12 protein-coding genes are annotated in these 16,489 nt (G+C 67.4%); 10 read left to right on the top strand and 2 right to left on the bottom strand.

All coding sequences use genetic code 11. The features are described 5' to 3' along the window. The first annotated feature begins 58 nt into the window (after positions 1-58). The 10 genes from GobsT_RS35595 to GobsT_RS35550 all read left to right on the top strand — a co-directional run bounded on the left by GobsT_RS35595 (position 59) and on the right by GobsT_RS35550 (position 14,731). Complete coding sequence (locus GobsT_RS35595; protein ID WP_010041557.1) at positions 59-697, top strand: metal-dependent hydrolase; 639 nt, start codon at positions 59-61, stop codon at positions 695-697. Positions 698-1,116: 419 nt separating this feature from the next. Next, positions 1,117-1,965, top strand: coding sequence for a TIGR01457 family HAD-type hydrolase (locus GobsT_RS35590; RefSeq protein ID WP_010041559.1), 849 nt, complete (start codon positions 1,117-1,119; stop codon positions 1,963-1,965). A 493-nt stretch (positions 1,966-2,458) separates the two neighbouring features. Beyond that, on the top strand, positions 2,459-2,833 hold the full coding sequence (locus tag GobsT_RS35585; RefSeq protein WP_010041561.1) for a carbon storage regulator: 375 nt from the start codon (positions 2,459-2,461) through the stop codon (positions 2,831-2,833). Positions 2,834-3,128: 295 nt separating this feature from the next. Then, positions 3,129-3,761, top strand: coding sequence for a YHS domain-containing protein (locus tag GobsT_RS39175; RefSeq protein ID WP_197905167.1), 633 nt, complete (start codon positions 3,129-3,131; stop codon positions 3,759-3,761). 159 nt (positions 3,762-3,920) lie between these two features. Then, positions 3,921-5,561, top strand: coding sequence for a DUF1800 domain-containing protein (locus GobsT_RS35575; protein WP_010041573.1), 1,641 nt, complete (start codon positions 3,921-3,923; stop codon positions 5,559-5,561). Positions 5,562-5,687: 126 nt separating this feature from the next. Continuing rightward, complete coding sequence (locus GobsT_RS35570) at positions 5,688-7,064, top strand: DUF1501 domain-containing protein (protein ID WP_010041575.1); 1,377 nt, start codon at positions 5,688-5,690, stop codon at positions 7,062-7,064. A 280-nt stretch (positions 7,065-7,344) separates the two neighbouring features. Further along, on the top strand, positions 7,345-9,279 hold the full coding sequence (locus tag GobsT_RS35565; protein ID WP_010050398.1) for a hypothetical protein: 1,935 nt from the start codon (positions 7,345-7,347) through the stop codon (positions 9,277-9,279). Positions 9,280-9,368: 89 nt separating this feature from the next. Then, positions 9,369-10,634, top strand: a complete 1,266-nt coding sequence (locus GobsT_RS35560) for an alpha/beta hydrolase family protein (RefSeq protein WP_010050401.1) — start codon at positions 9,369-9,371, stop codon at positions 10,632-10,634. A 159-nt stretch (positions 10,635-10,793) separates the two neighbouring features. Continuing rightward, positions 10,794-12,308 carry a TIGR02996 domain-containing protein gene (locus GobsT_RS39170; protein ID WP_010050404.1) on the top strand — a complete coding sequence of 505 codons (1,515 nt, stop codon included), beginning with the start codon at positions 10,794-10,796 and terminating at the stop codon, positions 12,306-12,308. Between the two features lie 395 nt (positions 12,309-12,703). Continuing rightward, on the top strand, positions 12,704-14,731 hold the full coding sequence (locus tag GobsT_RS35550) for a hypothetical protein (protein WP_010052675.1): 2,028 nt from the start codon (positions 12,704-12,706) through the stop codon (positions 14,729-14,731). A 169-nt stretch (positions 14,732-14,900) separates the two neighbouring features. On the opposite strand, the gene GobsT_RS35545 is transcribed toward GobsT_RS35550, so the two are convergent. Together GobsT_RS35545 and GobsT_RS35540 are read right to left on the bottom strand one after the other, a co-directional pair. Continuing rightward, positions 14,901-15,401, bottom strand: coding sequence for a hypothetical protein (locus GobsT_RS35545; protein ID WP_010044676.1), 501 nt, complete (start codon positions 15,399-15,401; stop codon positions 14,901-14,903). Between the two features lie 135 nt (positions 15,402-15,536). Beyond that, the gene (locus GobsT_RS35540) at positions 15,537-16,013 is read right to left on the bottom strand and encodes a hypothetical protein (protein ID WP_010044677.1); all 477 of its coding nucleotides are present in this window, start codon (positions 16,011-16,013) and stop codon (positions 15,537-15,539) included. Between the last annotated feature and the right edge of the window lie 476 nt (positions 16,014-16,489).

Below are 16,489 nucleotides of genomic sequence, written 5' to 3'. Positions count from 1 at the left end.
GGCGGGGCGCGGTAGGATGCTCGGCAGTTTGGGGTATCTCCGTTAAGGAGGGCGACGCGTGGCCGGGTTCCGCACGCACATCACGGTGTCCGGGGGGCTGGGCATCGCTTACGGCGGGTTCGCCGTTCAGCCGCTCGGGTTCAGCACGGAAGTGGGCATTCTGGCGGCCGGGGTGACCGCGGTCGGCGGGATGCTCCCGGACCTCGACAGCGACTCCGGGGTGCCCGTGCGCGAGATGTTCGGGCTGCTGGCCGCGGTCGTGCCGATGCTCTTCATCCGCCGCATGATGCACGCGGGAATGCCGCTCGAGAGCATCTGCGCCACGCTACTGTTCGCGTACCTGTTCATCCGGTACTTCGTCGCGAACGTGTTCAAGCAGTTCACGGTTCACCGCGGGATGTACCACAGCATCCCGGCCATGCTTATCGCGGGGCTGTGCGTGTACCTGGCGTACCCCGACCGCGGGGTGCGGTTCATCCTCGGCGTGGGCGTGATGGTCGGGTTCCTGTCGCACCTGATCCTGGACGAGATTTATTCGGTGGACTGGCGCGGCATCAAACCGAAACTCAAGGCATCGGCCGGCAGCGCGCTGAAGTTGGCCTCACCGTCCGTACCCGCGACGATGGTGTGCTACCTCATCCTCGGCGGGCTGATGTACCTCGCGTACCTCGACTTCAAGAAGAACTTCTCGCAGTAGAAACAGTTGCCCCGCCCGCTAGCGCGGGCAGTGCGAACGATCCCCGACGATTTGAGTGATGGGACGCTCAGGCCGCCGAACGTCTTGATACGCCCGCCGGTTCGGACACAGTGCGAACGCGGGAGGAAGTGGGCCACACCCCGTTTACCCTTTCGCCTGTAAGGGATTTCGGTCGAATTGCCTGCTCTTTACGCATCCGGCGTATCTTCACATCAGCCACATTTCGTTTGCAAGCTGTTGCCCCGCATCACCTTACTGTCGAGACCGCGCCAATCCGGCCGGTGCGGCACGCGGCATGCTTTGGTTACTACCATCCTCCTCCGCACCGTCCCCTCTCGACGGCTTCTCCTCCTCCCGTTCTCCGGACCTCGCCACGGGTACGAAACCCGTTGGGCCTGATTTTCACTACTGAGGAATGAATGGTGCAGCACAGCACACCGAAGTTCGGCTTTCTGATCGATATGGACGGCGTTCTCTACCGCGGAACGGATCTCATCCCCGGCGCAGACCGCTTCGTGCGCGAGCTGCGTGAACGGGACATCCCCTTTCGGTTCTTGACCAACAACAGCCAGCGCACCCGGCGCGATGTCGTCGCCCGGCTCGTCCGCCTGGGGCTCGATGTCGAAGAGGAACACGTCTTCACCAGCGCGATGGCAACGGCCCGGTTCCTCGCACAACAGAAGCCGGGCGGCACCGCTTACGTGATCGGCGAAGGTGGGTTGCTCACCGCGCTGCACCAGCACGGGTACGCGGTCGTCGATCACGACCCCGACTATGTGGTCGTTGGTGAGGGCCGCACGTTCAACCTGGAGCTGGTCGAGTCCGCGGTGCGGATGATCCTCGGTGGGGCGAAGCTGATCGCCACCAACATGGACCCGAACTGTCCCACGCAAAACGGCATCCGGCCCGGGTGCGGGGCGTTCGTCGCGCTGCTCGAAACCGCGACCGGCGTCAAGGCGTTCAGCGTCGGCAAGCCGAGCCCGGTCATGATGCGCGCGGCCCGCAAGGAACTCGGGCTCACCACCGATCAGACGACGATGATCGGCGACACGATGGAGACGGACATCCTCGGCGGGGTACAGCTCGGGTTCCACACGGTGCTCGTACTGAGCGGCGGCACGAAAGCCGAAGACCTTCCCCGGTACGCCTACAGTCCGGAAACGGTGGTTCCGTCGCTCGCGGAACTGGCCGACCTGTTCGACGAGAACGACTGGCTGCCGCCCTGGAAGGTGACCGCCCCGCGGCCGCGCGTTCCTGCCCTCGTTTAACCGTAACTTGTCCGGGGAGTGGGCGGTGGGTGTTAAAACGCCTGCCGCTCACTCCCCGGGCGTTTCCAATCAGCACCGAAACGAGCAGCAAGCCTCCCAAGTTTCCAGAAGCCCTCAACTTGTCACAGAGCAGCCTTGACAGCGCCGATCTCGTTCGGTTACCTTTTTCTCTCAAATCAGGTTCCAGTGAACCGTTCCGGCTGCAACAGAGCCGGTAGTAATTTTTCTTTTTCCAGTTTGCAAACGCTTGCCCTGTTTTTTCGTCTTATTTGATATCGGCGCCTAAATTGCTGAAGTTTACGCGGCCGACAACCGACATGACGCGAGGCTCGAACGGACTGTAACGTGTCGGTAACGGCGGGCCAGAGCTTGAGAAAAAAATGAGTTCGGCCTGCAAGATGCGACAAATTGTGTCGTAGAATTAGTACGAGGACCGCCGGCGGGGTCAGTTCAACCTCTCCCGTCTGCCGGCACCATCCAGGAGGGACATCTGATGCTCGTTCTCACCCGGCGCCCCGGCGAATCCATTATCATCGCTGGCGACATCAAGCTCACCGTAGTTAGCGTCGGCCCCGGCCGCGTCAAGATCGGGATCGAAGCCCCGCAGCACGTGCGTGTGGACCGGCAAGAAATTCACGACAAAATTGAACAGTCTTCGGACGTTCTTGCTCTGGTCGGCCAGGCGGTCAACGGCGGTTCCCACAACACGATGGTTAACACGGGCGGCGACACCGCAATGATTGTGGCCGGCGGCGCTCCCGCGGAAAACACGCCGAACGTGGCCGCCGTTCCGAAGCCCGAAGTTCCTGTACCTGCATCGGTTCCGCCGGTCGGGAAGGCCACCAAGTACCGCAAGCCGCGCGTGTGATACCTTCGGTGCTCACGCACTTCAACTCCAACTTCTCCAGTGAGAAGCGAATGCCCGCGCGTTTGCGCGGGCTTTCTTCGTTTCGCCTCTTCTAATAGATCCTGTTGAAAGGGCTGGTCTGTCGCGTCGTCTTTTCGGAGAACCACCCGGGGCTCCGCCACCTCGCGAGGAACCGGTCATGACCGCTGTTGTTCTTTTGGTCACGTGTGCGATTTCTGACCACGCCGCGCGCGACTGCGACACACCTTTCGTGCGTCACACGGCTCCTGGGCACAATGTGCCCCCGAAGGAAGCATTGCAGCCATTCAACGTGCTCGTGGGGGGATGGAAGGGTAGCGGGGCACCCGAGGGAACGAAAGAGGAGCGCGCCGCCGGCGCCTGGGAAGAAAAGGTTACATGGGAATGGAAATTTAAGGACCAGGATGCGTGGCTGGCGGTGACATTCGACAAAGGTAAACACTTTGCAAAAGGGGAACTGCGTTACACACCTGAGAAGGACGCTTCCGAACCGAAGTTCACGCTCACGCTCACGACCGCAGACAAATCGACCGCCACCTTCACCGGCACGCTGACCGACAAGGGAAAAGTTCTCACGCTGACGCGCACGAACGCCCCGGCGTCCGAGGAGCAGCGACTCGTGTTCAGTCTGCTGCACAGCAACCGGCACCTGTACCGGCTCGAGAGCCGGCCCGCGGGGACGGCGGTCGCATTCACGAAGAAGTACCAAGTCGGCGCGACCAAAGAGGGCGAGCCGTTCGCCAGCGTCGCCAAGGGGCCGGAGTGCATCGTCAGCGGCGGCCTCGGTACAATGAAAGTTACGTACAAAGGGAAAGACTACTACGTGTGCTGTTCGGGGTGCCGTGACGAGTTCAAAGAGAACCCTGAGAAATACATCAAAGAAGCCGAAGCGAAAGCGAAGAAGCCGTAATTCAAGAGCTGCAAATTCTGACCGCGTTTGGGGTTAATTGCCTCCGGTCCGGGAACCCGGAACTTGAGGCTTGGAACTCCAGCCGCTCGTGGCAATAATGCGGTCGCCAGTCCGAACCTCCTCCCGGCATCCCGCCGGTGCTTCACGAGGAACGCGCCCGTGGCCGAGTCCCTTCCAGCCGATCTGAGCAAAGTTGATCCCGCCGACGCTTGGCGGCCGTGGCAGCCGGCCGCGGGCGAATGGAACCGCAAGTGGGTCGCGCACCTGTACCGGCGCGCCGGCTTCGGGGCCACGCCCGCCGAGATCGATCAGGCGCTCGCCCAGGGTCCGACCAAGACGCTCGACCGGTTCCTGACCGGCGAACCGGACCAGGCCGAGCGGCTCGAGTTGCTCACCGAGAGCGGGAAGTTCTACACCGAGCCGGCGAACCTGCGCGTATGGTGGCTGTACGCCATGACCGAGGGCGGGCACCCGCTGCGCGAGAAGCTGGCGCTGTTCTGGCACAACCACTTCGCCACCAGCTACGCCAAGGTTCGCAGCACGAGCCTGATGTACGAGCAGAACGTCACCATCCGCAAGCACGCGCTCGGGAAGTTCCGGCCGTTCCTGCTCGACATGAGCAAGGACCCCGCGATGCTGGTGTGGCTGGACTCGAACCGCAACGTGAAGGGGGCGCCCAACGAGAACTACGCCCGCGAGGTGATGGAACTGTTCTCGCTCGGCGTCGGCAACAACAACTACACGGAGAAGGACATCCAGGAGGCGGCCCGCGCGCTCACCGGCTGGCACCACGACGCCGAGGTGAAACAGTTCGAGTTCAACCGCGACCTGCACGACGACGGCACGAAGACCGTTTTCGGGAAAACGGGCCGGTGGACCGGCGAGGACGTGGTCCGGCTCTGCTGCGACCACGCCGCGTGCCCGAAGTTCTTGGTGTCGAAGCTGTACGCGTTCCTCGTGAGCGAGGAGGCGCCGCCCAAGGGGCTGCTGGCCCCGCTCGCGGACCAGTTCCGGAAGTCCGACTACGACATCGCGGACCTCGTCCGAACGGTCCTCGGGTCGCGGCTGTTCTTCAGCGCGCACGCGTACCGCAAGCGGGTGAAGTGGCCGGTCGAGTGCGCCCTCGGCGCGGTGCGCACCGCGGTTGCCACCCGCGTGCCACTCGCGGACCTGCTCGAGCCGCTCGCGAAGATGGGGCAAGCGCTGTTCTCACCGCCGAACGTGAAGGGCTGGCGCACCGGCACCGACTGGCTCAACAGCGCCACCCTTCTGTCGCGGAACAACTTTGCGGAGAAAGTCGCACTCGGAACGTGGAGCCAGAGTGGGCGCTCGGAGTCCGGGGCCGTGGCTCTAAAGACTTACGCGACCGAACCCAACGTGCAGGAATATGGGCCGGGTCCGGACGCGAAGTTCGACGTGTGCGCCGCCGTCTACGCCGGCAAGCCGAAGGACGTGACGGCTGTTGTGAAACGGATGGGCGAACTGCTGTACGGTGAGGCCGTTACGCCGGCGCAGGCCAAGAAGATCGAAACGTTCCTGCTGACGCCCGGTCCGGCGGCCCCGGCGCCGGCTAACCCGAAGGGACCGGCTGCGAAGGGTAAGGGGGCCAAGGTCGCCGCACCATCTCAGCCGCCGGAAGCCCCGAAAGAGGCCCCGAAGGGGGAGAAGAAGGATTCGAAAAAAGAGCCGCACAAGCCGCTCGATCCGAAGGACGTGAAGCTCGATTCTGCCGACTTCAAGGCCCGCGTCCGCGAGGCTTATCACGCGATGATGTGTCTGCCGGAATACCAACTGAATTAGAGCATTTTTCACCGCAGGGAGCACAAGAGGGCGCACAGAGAATTACGGCGAGGTCGGAATCGTTCTCGCTCGTGTGCTTTTCTCTGCGTCCTCTCCGGTACGTTCCCTTCTTTTCCGGAGTCTTCGATGCCCACGAGACGCGACTTCCTGAAGACCACCCTCGGTGCGTCGAGCCTGTTGGCCGTCGGCGGGGTGGTGCCGGAGTTTCTCGCCACCACCGCACTCGCCGCGGAGAAGGACGATAAGAAGAAGGACACGGTCCTGGTCGTGGTCGAGTTGACGGGGGGCAACGACGGGCTCAACACCGTCGCGCCCTACGGCGACGACCTGTACCAGAAGGCCCGCCCGACGCTCGCGTTCGCCAAGAAGGACGTGCTCAAGCTCGACGACTACCACGGGCTGCACCCGCGGCTGGGCGAACTGAAACGGCTGTACGACGAGAAGCGGCTCGCGGTCGTTCAGGGGGTGGGGTACCCGAACCCGGACCGCTCGCACTTCGAGTCGATGGACATCTGGCAGCTCGCCGACCCGAAGCGGGCCGGCACCAGCGGGTGGCTCGCCCGGGCGATCCCGGGGATGCGGGTGAAGGACGCGGGCGTGCCGGGCATGTACCTCGGCGACGACCGGCTCCCGGTCGCGATGCAGGGCGCCGACGGCGGGGTCATCAGCCTCGCCGACCGCGCCAGCTTCAAGCTGCAACTGACCGGCAACCAGTCGAGCCGCAAGTCGCTCATCGAGAGCCTGAACAGCGGCAACGACGCCGGCAAGGCCGACCTCGCCGCGTTCGTGCGGAAGCGCCAGCTCCAAACGTACACCAGCCTCCAGAAGATCGAGGACGCGCTGCGCGAGGCCGGGAGCAGCGGCCGCGGGCAGACCCGCGAGTTCGTCGACGGCCGGTTCGTGACCACCGACCCGGACTCCCTCAACACCCTGAGCGGCAAGCTCGGGCTCATCGGCCGGATGATCCAGAAGGGGCTCGGCACGCGGCTCTATTACGTGCAGCTCGGCGGGTTCGACACGCACTCCGAGCAGGCCGAGGCGCACGCCAAACTGCTCGGCGAACTGTCGAGCGCGCTGGGCAGCTTCTTCAACGCCCTGACGCCCGAGCACTCGGAGCGCGTGGCGGTGATGACGTACTCCGAGTTCGGCCGGCGGGTGAAGGAGAACGGCTCGCGCGGCACCGACCACGGGAGCGGGTCGTGCATGTTCGTCGCCGGCTCGCAGGTGGTCGGCGGGTTGGTGGGCAAGCACCCGAGCCTCTCGGACCTCACCGACGGGGATGTCAAGTACCACACCGACTTCCGTCGCGTGTACGCCACACTGCTCGACGACTGGCTGGAGGTGGACAGCCGCGGCGTGCTGGACGACACGTTCGAGAAGCTCCCGCTGATCGACCGCAAGAAGAAGGCCCCAAAGGGCACCCCGACGCCGCCCACCGTCCCCCCGGGAAGCGCACCGCTCCCGCTGGTCGAAGAAGTCCCGCCGCCGGTCGAGAAAATGTAACCGCGGCGGGCGCGCGTCTACGGCGTCTGGCCCGGTGGATTATGACCGTTGATCCATGCCGTACCTTGTCTTCTGTAGCCGGCCTCTGTGAGGCCGGTGCTACATGGGTCGTATCGCACCGGCCTCACAGAGGCCGGCTACAGAAGATAAGGCGTTCTTCGACCGGATCGTGATGACGCGCCGGGTGTATCCCCGCCGGTGTACTTCTCGATCGTCTTTCGTTCACATCACCCGAACGTTTGCTCGGGGGGCGTGAGCCCCCCGCTCGCCAGGAGCATTCATGACCCGCCCGTTCGCTCTTGCCGTCGCCGCGCTCGCGCTCGCCGCACCCGCGCGCGGTTCCGACGACGCGCCCGAAACCTTGCTCGCCCCCACCACGCAACTGTACGCGCGGTGGGACGGCGTCTCCGCGCACAACGAGGCGTACAAGAAATCAGTCTGGGGGCCGGTCATGGCCGGGCCGACCGGCGACAACGTCCGCGCGCTGCTCGCGAAGGGGCCGCGGCTCTTCGGCTCGTCGCTGGTCGCCGACCCGCTCCTCTCGGGTCGCGATCCGGGCGAACTGAAGGCCAACCTCGCCGACCTCAAGGCCGTCGACAAGCTGGTCGACCTGCTCGCCGACCGGGGCGTGATCGTCGCCGCCGAGGTGCGCGAGCCGGCGCCCAGCCTCAAGGGCGTCGGGAGCGCCCTGACCGGGTTGCTCGGCGGGAAGGCCCCCAAAGCCGACGCGCTCGTACCGGACGCGCACCTGCTCGTCATCGTGCCGGGCGCTGCGGATAAGGCCGGCGCCCTGAACGGCGCCGTCCGGCTCCTGATGCGCCTCGGGGAGAACAAGGTCGAGGCGTTCGCCGCGAAGGGGCGCACGGGCTACCGGTTCGTGCTCCCGAAGGAGGGCGCTCCGCCGTTCCCGCTGTTCGCGGCGTGGTGGGGTGAGGGGGCGCACTTCGTGTTCTACGCCGGCACACGGGCGCCCGAAGCGGTCATGGACGAGTTCACCGCCAACGCCGCGAAGGGCGGGCTCACCGCCAGCCCGCTGTACCAGCGCGCGGCGAAGCTGGGCGAGTTCGAGAGCGTCGCGCGCGGGTTCGTGGACACGGGCCGGGTGGTCGGGCTGGCCAAGAGCTTCGCGGGGCCGTTCGTGCCCGGGTTGAATGACCGGCTCAACGGCGTCGGGCTCGGGTCACTCAAGGCGGTGGTGTTTTCGTCCGGGTTCGACGGCAAGGAGTCACGCGCGGTCTACGAACTCGACACGCCGGGCGAGCGCAAAGGGTTCGCCCGGGCGCTCAAGAACGAGCCGCTGGGCCTGAACGACCTGCCCCCGATGCCGCCGGACGTGAGCCGGTTCTCCGCGCTCCGGCTCGATCCGGCCGCCACCTATGACGCGGGCCTGAGCCTGGTCGAGTTCCTCAAGGCCGGCGGTGCGTTCGGGGTCGAGGGCGACAAGAAAGGTCTCGTTCCGGCGCGGAAGGAGTACCTCGCGAGCGAGGCCGACAAGTTCCTGGGCGTCCGCGTGAGGGACGACATCATTCCGCACCTCGGCGACAAGCTGGTGCTGTTCCAGAGCCCGACTGAGGGGCTGTCGCTGTTTGGTCAGGTGGTCTGTGTTTCGTGCAAGGACCCGGCCAAGATCAAGGCCGCGACGGACAACATCCAGCGCGCGCTCGAGGGCATCGCGAACAGCCCGATCAAGGTGCGCAAGAAGGTGCTCAAGGGGGTGGAGGTCCGCGAGTTCTACGCCCGCGGGTTCGGGGTGGTCACGCCGACCTACGCCATCGTGGGCGAGTGGCTGGTGGTGGGCGGGCACCCGCAGGCCGTGCAGGGGTTCGTACTTCGCGCGAAGGGCGCGCTGGACAAGTGGGCGCCCGACGCCGAGACCGCGAAGCGGCTGGCGAAGCTGTCGCAGGACGGGTGCGGGCTCCAGTTCTGCAACCCGAAATCCACTACTCAGAACCTGTGCTGCGTCGGCCCCATGTTCCTCAGCACGCTCGAGCTGCGCAACCGGTTCCGCGAGAACAACGAGTCGGACTTCGACCCGATCGACGTGGGACTGGTCCCGAACGCCCACGAGCTGAGCCGCCACCTGTTCCCGAACCTCACCGTCACCCGTAACGACGGTAAGACGATCCGGATCGAGACGAACGAGTCGTTCAGCCTGCCCCTCGAGTTCCTCGGGCTGGAGCCGCTCGCGTTAGCCGCCGTGTCCGCGCTCAACTGAGCCCGCACCGGAATTCGCCTCACACTCCCGCCACGTTTGGTGTACCTTCGGGGGCTTCGGCCCCCGTCGCTGTTTCTGGAGCGGTTCACATGCGACTCTCCCTCGCGAGCCTCGGCCTTCTCCTCATGAGCGCGATTGCCACCCCTGCCGATTTCCCGCCGCCGGACAAACTTCCCTCGGCGGCGGAGTTTCCGGACGTTCTCACCGCGCGCGACGGGACCAAGGTCACCACGCGAAAGGAGTGGGAAGAGAAACGCCGCCCCGAGCTGAAGGCGCTGTTCGAGCACTACATGTACGGCCGGTTCCCGGAAAAGCCCAAGCAGGTGACCGCGAAGGTGCTGTTCGAGGACGCGAAGGCGCTCGACGGTAAGGGGACGCTCCGCGAGGTGGAGCTGACGTTCGGCCCGCCCGAGTGGCCGAAAATCTACCTCCTCGTCGCGACGCCGAACGACAAAACGCCGGCGGCGTGCTTCGTAGGGCCGAACTTCGGCGGCAACCATCTGCTCACGCCGCACGAAAAGGTCCGCGTCCCAACGGCGTGGGTGCCGGCGAACTACCCCGGCGTCGAGAAGGGCACGAACAAGGCGACCGCGGCGGGCCGCGGGAAGCAGGCCGACACGTGGCCGCTCCGGCAGGTCGTGGAGAAGGGGTACGCGGTCGCGACGTTCTACTGCGGCGACGTTCAGCCGGACCGCCCGAACGTGCGCGAAGGGATGCGCGCGACGCTCCCGCCCGCGGAGGGCGGGGCGCCCGGCGACGAGACCGCGACGGTCATGTGGTGGGCCTGGGGCTGCCACCGGGCGGTGGACTTCCTCGTTACGGACAAGGCCATCGACCCGAAGCGGCTGGCGGTGGTGGGGCACTCGCGCCTGGGCAAAACGGCGCTGCTGGCCGGTGCGTTCGACGACCGCATCGCGGTGGTGATCCCGCACCAGTCGGGGTGCGGCGGCGCCGGGCCGAGCCGGAGCAAGAACCCAAAGGCCGAGCCGGTGAAGCGCATCACGACCGTGTTCCCGCATTGGTTCTGCGGGCACTTTAGCGCGTTCGGCGACGACACCACGAAGTTACCGTTCGACCAGCACGGCCTGATCGCGATCTGCGCCCCGCGCCCGGTGCTGCTCACGAACGCCGAAGACGACCAGTGGGCCAACCCGCCGGGTCAGTTCGACATGCTGGCCGCCGCGGCCCCGGTGTACAAGCTGTACGGCGACGACCGGCCCGTTGCAGCGAAGGTGCCCGAGCAGGGCAAGCTGAGCGACGAGCGGCTGGGCTACTTCATCCGCGCCGGCAAGCACGCGATGACGCCCGACGACTGGAAGGTGTACGTGCAGTTCGCCGACAAGTGGCTCCGCTGATTCACGGTCCGGTATCGGTGCCGGCTTCGGCTGTTGTCTTTATGAGACGGGCATTCATGGCGGTGTCGGGCCTTATCCGGCCCGGTCTTCTGATCCCTGCTTCCTGCCCTCGGCCCGCTCTGCTACAGTGCAGCGGGCTCATCTCTTCGGGGTCGTCCAATGCTGTCCGATCGCGACGCGTTGCTGGCCGCCATCCGCGCGCACCCGGATGAGGACACGCCACGGCTCGCGTACGCCGACTGGCTCGACGAGCACGGGGACGCCGCCCGGGCCGAGTTCATTCGGGCTCAGTGCGAGCTGGCCGCCGCGGCAGACGAATACGGCGGCAGCCACGCGATGTACGAGTTCCTTCGCGACCGCTATCACCACGGGCTGCTCACCACCGACTGGTCCCGCATCGACGCCGGCGTCCACCGGCTCGTGAGCCTCGAAAGGCGGGCCAACGAGCTGCTGGACCGCCACCGCGGCGCGTGGGAGCCGCCGCCGGGCGGGTCGGCCCGGGTGCGGTGGGCCGATCGGTACGACGACGCGACACGGCTGAACGGGTTCGCGCGCGGGTTCCCGCACCGGTTAGCACTCGACGAGCCGACGAACGTTAAGAGCGCCGCGCGGCGTCTCCAGGAGGTGCCGCCCGTCACGCTCGTGGCGCACCACGGGTTCTCGGCCAAAACGGTGGAGCGGCTCGCCGAGGTCGGGCTGACGGGTTGGGTCACCGGGCTGGACCTGCGCGGCGGCTGCGCGGACGGGCTGCGTGCGTTCGGGCACCTGCCGGCGGCCGGGTTCGTGCGCCGGCTCACGATCCGCTACACAGATGTGGCGGCTACCGTCGCCGCGCTCGCCGACGCCCCGCACTGGACCGGCCTTCGCGAACTTGATCTGTCGGAAACCGAGGTGCGTGCCGAAGCGCTCGAAGGGCTCCTGGCGGCGGGGCGGCTCGGCGGACTGCGCCGGCTCCGGCTCCGCGGCGGGTACGACTGGCGTCCCGATCACGTTCGCGCGCTCCTCGCCGCCGACCTGTCCGCCCTCAACTCGCTCCGGCTGACGCACTGCAACCTCGACGACGAGTCGGCCGAACTGCTCGCGCGGGCGCCGGCCCTGGCGGGCCTCCGCGACCTCGATCTGGCGCACAACCGCATCCACGGCCCCGGCGCCACGGCGCTACTGTGCTCGCCCCACCTCCGCGGGGTGGCGTACCTCGGGCTCGATTTCAACCCGCTCTCGGGGCTCGACGCCGGGCGGCTCGAAGCGGCCCCCGCCGCGGCCCTGCGGCTGCTGAACTGTCACGGCGCGCGGCTCCGGACCGCGGACGTGCGCGCCCTGGTCCGGTGCCCGCGGGTGCGCACCGTCTGGTACCTGGACCTCGACGACAACGGCCTGGGCGTGCAGGGGGTGCGCGAGCTGGTGCGCGGGTGCGGGCGGTGGTGCCCGCCGCTCCTGTGGCTGATCCGCAACCGCATCGACGACCGCTCGGCCGAACTGCTGGCCAACTGGAAGGGCGCGTCCGGGTTGGTAGCGCTGCACGTGAAGTACAACCCCCGGCTCACCGACACCGGGCTCAAACAGTTGCTCGCCAGCCCGCACCTGGCGGGCCTGGGGGCGCTCGGCGCCTCGCCGAGCGGCGCGCGAGCAAAGGCCCAGTTGCGAGCGCGGTTCAAGCACGGAGAGGAGTACTGATACACGTACCCGGTAATATTGTCGCTTTCTTGACGAGCCGCGACCGCCAGGGAGCGGGATACGTGGCACCGCTCCCTGGCGGTCGCGGCTCGTCAAGAAAGCGACACCGCGGGTGGGTTCATGTATGAGGCCAGACCCGGCCGCCTTTTGTGGCCGGCTTTCTCGTTCGGGTGATGCGCCACCGCGGACAGGGCCGGGGGACCGGCGGTGTGTCGCGCAAACGCCCACTGATATACGAAGTTTATCGGCATGGCGGGTTCCGATCCGAAACGGTCAAGTGCGGTCGTGCCGCACAAGTCGCGGATCGGCTCACCCGTCTTTCCGGGTGGTGGCGTGCGGTTGGGTAACTCGTATCTTGACCGGACGCGCCGTCCCGTTTCACCCGATTACGCCACATGCGTGTTGAACTCTGTTGCCCGTGGCGGTCGGTGTGGGCGGCCCGGGCGCTCGCCGCGGTCGCTCTGGCCGTCGGTGTTCCGCTGTTCCTGCGCATGCCCCCGTGGTGCGACCTCACGCTCTATCAGATGGCCGCCCGCAACCTCATTGAAGGCGGCACCCATTACAAGGACATCTTCGACACCAACCTGCCGGGGTTCGTTTGGGCGCTCACGCTGATCCAGTGGGCGTTCGGCGAGAGCGTGGTGGTGGTGCGGGCCGCCGACCTGCTCATCGTGGCCGGGGTGGTCGCGCTGATCGACCGGCTGGCGAAGCTCGGCGGGGCGCCGCCCGCGGCGCGGTGGTGGGCCGTGGCCGGGGCGGCGGCGCTGTACCCGTTCACGATGGAGATGTCGCACGCCCAGCGGGACACCTGGATGGCGCTCCCGGGGCTGGCCGCCGTGCTGATCCGCGTGCGGCGGGGGATCGGCGGGCCGGAACCCCTTCCCTCAAACTCGCACGTGGAGAGCGCCTCCGCGGTTCTGGGCGCCGGGCTTCCCGTGCCGGACATGCCCGCGGGCAGCGGGTTCGCTCCCGCCGCCCTGGAAGGCGCGCTGTGGGGCGCGGCGCTGTGGGTGAAACCGCACATCGTGGTCATGGCCGCTACCGTCTGGTTGCTCACCGCCCGGCGGCTCGCGGGCCGGCACCCGCGGCCGTGGCGCGCGGCCGCCTTCGACCTGTTGGGTAACCTCGTCGGCGGGCTCGTCGTCGGGGCCGCGGGCGTGTTGTGGCTGGTCGCGTCCGGGGCGTGGGGGCCGTTCCTCGAGGTGTTCACCGAGTGGAACCCGGACTACATGCGGCTCGTGCGGCAGGAACTCGCCCAGCGGAGCGACCAGCAGCTCGACTGGTTCCCGGGGTGGAGCCTCGGGCCGTTCGTCACGGTGCCGCTGGCGCTGCTTTCCGTGATCGACATGGCCCCGTGGTCGAGCCGGCGGGCCGCGGGTGCGGTTCCCGGGCGCGCCGGCCCGCTCGGGTACTGGCTGCCGCGGCACCTCTGGGACAAGCACGCGGACGCGGACGCGCGGTTCGTGCGCGGGACGCTCGGCGCGCTGTACCTGGTTTGGCTGACGCAGGCGTTCTTCCTCCAGCGCGGGTTCCAGTACGCGCACGTGCCCGAAACGCTCCTGATGCTCGGCGTGTGGGCGTCGCACCGGTGGGCGTTCACGTTCGCGCTGCTCGTGTGGTTCGCACTGGTGGCCGCGATGTGGGGGGCCGCCGGGGGCAGCCCCCAGGCGCAGGCGTGGCTGAGTTCCGTTCCGGAGAAGGTTCACGAGCGGTACCTGCCGCGGCACGTCGCGTTCAACTTTGAGCGGCTGAAGCAGTGGCCCGTGTGCTGGCGCACGAACCTGAGCGACGCGGAGCGGTACGCGCTCTGGGACCGCCTCCGGCTGCACCCGCCGCACGAGGCGGTGGTCGGCTGGGTCGAGATCGCCGAGGTCGCCGAGTACCTGCGCGCCCAAGGCGCACGGGACGGGGAGGTGGTGGCGTGGTTCGACTCGCCGCACGTGCTGTACATCATCATGCACCTGAAGCCCGGGCTCCGGTTCATGCACGTGTACACGGCCATCTCGATCGGTCAGGGGCCGGACGTGTCGGTCACCGGCCAGGAGCGGGTGATGGCGGAACTCGCGGCCGCGCCGGCGAACCGGCGGTTCGTGATCAGCGATCTGGAGTGGGTCGCGCTGCCGGCCACGGACCCGGAGGTGCGGGCGCAACTGCTCGGCCCGCCGGGGCGCCCGCACCCGCACCACCTCTTGCCTGCCGAGTCGCCGTACCCGGCGTCGTTCCCGTTCAACCAGCCGACCCTGTTCCGCAGCCGCGGCGGTAAGGGCCGGTACGTGGTCCACGAACTCAGCTCACGGAGCGACGACAGCACCGAGTATTTTCTGCTGTGGTGCGGCGCGTGGTCAGTCGCCGACGGCGCGGGTACGTGCCCGGTGCCGCGCGCCAAGCAGCGATTGATCCTGTGGCCACCACCCGGACCATGACCCAAGCCACGTGTATCCCTTCAGCTTAACGTGGAGCTTGGAACGACTGCTCTCGGTACGACGGGGCAGGGGCGCGTGCGACGGATGATGTGTCCGTCGCACGCGCCCCCGCCCCGTCACACGATTACCTGCTTCTGCCCGCACCGAATGACGTAGAACGTTTCGCGGCTCAGTGGGTCACAGTCGAACCGCATTGCGATTCCATTGTGCGGTACTCAGCCTCCAGGCGGACCCGGAGCGCGGCCTTGCGCGACGGGTCGTGATCGAGCTGCCGGACGGCGCGGTCGATCGTGTGCCGGGCGTGCAGCAGCCGCGGGTCACGCAGGTCGGGGTAGAACGCCGCCAGCGCGCACTGCCAGCCGGTGTCGTTGATGAACAACTGGCCGATCTCGGCGGAGACGGCCGGAAGGGTGTCTTCCCCTGCGATGAGTCGGGCGGCCAGTTGGTCGGCCCGCCCGCGGCGCCGGGTGTCGCTTTCGGCCTTGGCGTCCATGTCGGCGCGTTCGTCGGCGAGTGACTGCTTCTGTGCGTCGAGCGCGGCGTAGTTCCACACGTCCAGCCCGGCCGCGCGTGCCCACTCCGGGGCCAACAGGTGCGCCGCGCCCAGGCTGACGATCAGTCCAACCAGGACGGCGGCCGAAGCAGCACCGGGACGACGAATCGTGGCCATCACAAGAACCTCCGTAAGGTAACCTCGGTCCGACCCGCGGGCGCCTACGGCCGACATCGACCGGGGGCGCGCGGGGCGCGGGGGTAGCGGAGAGGGAGTGGCCGGGGCGCCGGCCGGGAGCAGGATGAAGCGCGATCAGCGGGCGGCGGCCGCCTGCTGGAACTCGGCTTCAAGGCGCTCAGAGAGGGCCGCACGGGCGGCGGCCGGGGTGCGCCCGAGGGCAAAGGAGATCACGTTGCGAGCCGTTTTCTCGCGGTCCGTGGTGCCCGGGTAGGCGAAGCGGATGGCGTTCAGTGCTTGCGGGCGGGCGGCGTTCAGTTGCGCGAACCGGTCGGTCGCTTCGGTCAGGGTCGCGCGGCCCTCGATCAGTTCCCGGACGATCGACTCTTTCACCGCGATCCGGTTCAGAACCGTGTCGTCCTCGGCGCTGAGCCGCGCGCTCTCGTCGGTCGCGGCGCGGACCTGATCGCGGAGGTTCGAGACGTTCCACACGTCCGCGCCGAGCGACTGTGCCAGTGTCGGGTGGCTCACGAGAGCCACGAACGCCACGGCGAAGAGGGCGGCGGTCACGATGCGGGGGCGCGTCTGAAGGTTCGCGAACAACTTGGTCATCTCCGTAAGGTCAGGGGCGAAAACAACGGACCTCCCTACCACCCGCGGCGCGGTTCTACGCGACGGGTGGAGACACGAACTTCGGCCGACGGCAACGCACGACCTCATCCCCTCCTGTCGGGGGGCGGGCGCGGCGGGTCGGAAATCACACACTAGGACCGGGGAACAGGGCCGGATCCAACGGACCCGATCCATCTCCGGCGGTCCACTCGCGGGCAGCTCGGGCCGGCGTGCGTGCGCACGTTACGGCGCGAATCCCCCGCGTCTGGTGAGGACCGTTCGCCTTCTCACGTCGGTGTTCCAAGCCGACGCGGACGCGAGCGGTAGGGGTGGGGAGTTCTGCTCTTCGTACTCGCTCTCAGGATAGTTCCGGCTATCCTGCGGGTAGCTTACATCACTTGGTAGTGCAACCGCTGAGCCGGGTTCCCTGTTCCGCGGATCATTCTTGCAAGTCATTAATTGGAAGCAATTTGCGG

Origin of the sequence: Gemmata obscuriglobus, assembly GCF_008065095.1 — a bacterium.
GTDB classification, from domain to species: domain Bacteria; phylum Planctomycetota; class Planctomycetia; order Gemmatales; family Gemmataceae; genus Gemmata; species Gemmata obscuriglobus.
This window is presented reverse-complemented; position numbering and strand designations above follow the sequence as displayed.

Excerpts from the sequence above, each read along its gene's own strand:
- GobsT_RS35590 (WP_010041559.1), top strand. The coding sequence starts at position 1,117 with ATGGTGCAGCACAGCACACCGAAGTTCGGCTTTCTGATCGATATGGAC.
- GobsT_RS35585 (WP_010041561.1), top strand. The coding sequence starts at position 2,459 with ATGCTCGTTCTCACCCGGCGCCCCGGCGAATCCATTATCATCGCTGGC.
- GobsT_RS35570 (WP_010041575.1), top strand. The coding sequence starts at position 5,688 with ATGCCCACGAGACGCGACTTCCTGAAGACCACCCTCGGTGCGTCGAGC.
- GobsT_RS35565 (WP_010050398.1), top strand. The coding sequence starts at position 7,345 with ATGACCCGCCCGTTCGCTCTTGCCGTCGCCGCGCTCGCGCTCGCCGCA.
- GobsT_RS35560 (WP_010050401.1), top strand. The coding sequence starts at position 9,369 with ATGCGACTCTCCCTCGCGAGCCTCGGCCTTCTCCTCATGAGCGCGATT.
- GobsT_RS39170 (WP_010050404.1), top strand. The coding sequence starts at position 10,794 with ATGCTGTCCGATCGCGACGCGTTGCTGGCCGCCATCCGCGCGCACCCG.
- GobsT_RS35550 (WP_010052675.1), top strand. The coding sequence starts at position 12,704 with ATGCGTGTTGAACTCTGTTGCCCGTGGCGGTCGGTGTGGGCGGCCCGG.
- GobsT_RS35545 (WP_010044676.1), bottom strand. The coding sequence starts at position 15,401 with ATGGCCACGATTCGTCGTCCCGGTGCTGCTTCGGCCGCCGTCCTGGTT.
- GobsT_RS35540 (WP_010044677.1), bottom strand. The coding sequence starts at position 16,013 with ATGACCAAGTTGTTCGCGAACCTTCAGACGCGCCCCCGCATCGTGACC.